Genomic DNA, 1,776 nt, shown 5'->3' with positions numbered 1-1,776 from the left:
ACAGCCACGACTGGAACTATGTCTATACGATTGCTCAACCGGACTTTACGTTGCCAGCCAACGGTTCTGATACCGTCAATTGTCCGGCAGACGCCGTTCGTCCGACCGCTCCGGAAATCAAGGACGCATGTGACAATATCCTGATCCCAACCGTAAGCGAACCAAGTCTGATCAGCTGCGACGGCAGTATGACTTATGTCTTTACCTACAAAGATTGCAGCGGTCACATCCACGCCTGGAGCTATGTTTATACAATAGCCCAACCGGACTTCACGTTGCCGGCCAATGGAGATTCCACCGTCAATTGTCCGGCAGACGCCGTTCGTCCGACCGCACCTGTAGTGAAAGATGCTTGTGGAAATATCCTGACCCCAATCGTCACCGAACCAAGTCTGATCAGTTGCGACGGCAGTATGACTTATGTCTTTACGTACCAGGATTGCAGCGGTCACAGCCACGACTGGAGCTATGTCTATACAATTGCTCAACCGGACTTCACGTTACCAGCCAACGTTTCTGATACCGTCAATTGTCCGGCAGATGCAGTCCAACCGACCGCACCGGTAGTCAAGGATGCTTGTGGAAATATTTTAGTACCAACCATTACCGAACCAAGTCTGGTCAGCTGCGACGGCAATATGACTTACGTCTTTACCTATAATGACTGTTCAGGTCACACTCACGACTGGAAATACGTTTACACGATTGCTCAACCGGACTTTATGTTGCCAGCCAACGGTTCTGATACGGTTAATTGTCCGGCAGACGCCGTTCGTCCGACCGCACCTGTAGTCAAAGATGCTTGTGGTAATATACTTACACCAACCATTACCGAACCAAGTCTGGTCAGCTGCGACGGCAATATGACTTACGTCTTTACCTATAATGACTGTTCAGGTCACACTCACGACTGGAAATACGTTTACACGATAGCTCAACCGGACTTCACGTTACCGGCCAGTGGAGATTCCACCGTCAATTGTCCGGCAGATGCCGTTCGTCCGACAGCTCCTGTAGTGAAAGACGCTTGTGGAAATATCCTGACCCCAACCATAACCGAACCAACGCTAATCAGCTGCGAAGGCAATATGACTTATGTCTTTACCTACAAAGATTGCAGCGGTCACATCCACGACTGGAGCTATGTTTATACAATTGCACAACCGGACTTCAATGTTCCGGCAGATGGAGGCAGTACGGTTAATTGTCCTGCAGATGCAGTAAAACCAACTGCACCAACGGTAACAGATAATTGCGGCAATGCTATTGTTCCGACGCTGACAAGCACTCCAAGCCCGCTTACTTGTGACGGCAATATGACCTACGTCTTTACGTACAAAGATTGCAGTGGTCACAGCCACGACTGGAACTATGTCTATACGATTGCTCAACCGGACTTTACGTTGCCAGCCAACGGTTCTGATACCGTCAATTGTCCGGCAGACGCCGTTCGTCCGACCGCTCCGGAAATCAAGGACGCTTGTGGAAATATCCTGACTCCAACAGTAACCGAACCAAGTCTGATCAGTTGTGACGGCAGTATGACCTACGTCTTTACGTACAAAGATTGCAGTGGTCACAGCCACGACTGGAACTATGTCTATACGATTGCTCAACCGGACTTTACGTTGCCAGCCAACGGTTCTGATACCGTCAATTGTCCGGCAGACGCCGTTCGTCCGACCGCTCCGGAAATCAAGGACGCTTGTGGAAATATCCTGACTCCAACAGTAACCGAACCAAGTCTGATCAGTTGTGACGGCAGTATGACTTATG

The 1,776-nt window shown here is 49.8% G+C and carries 1 protein-coding gene; it reads left to right on the top strand.

The annotated features are described in order from the left end of the window. The coding region (locus MLE17_RS18830) for a hypothetical protein (protein ID WP_243350312.1) at positions 1-1,776 on the top strand (1,776 nt) is incomplete at both ends.

This window comes from Parabacteroides sp. FAFU027 (assembly GCF_022808675.1).
Classification (GTDB): domain Bacteria; phylum Bacteroidota; class Bacteroidia; order Bacteroidales; family UBA7332; genus CAXXIC01.
Note: the sequence above shows the minus strand (reverse complement) of the source record. Positions and strands in the feature narration are given on the sequence as shown.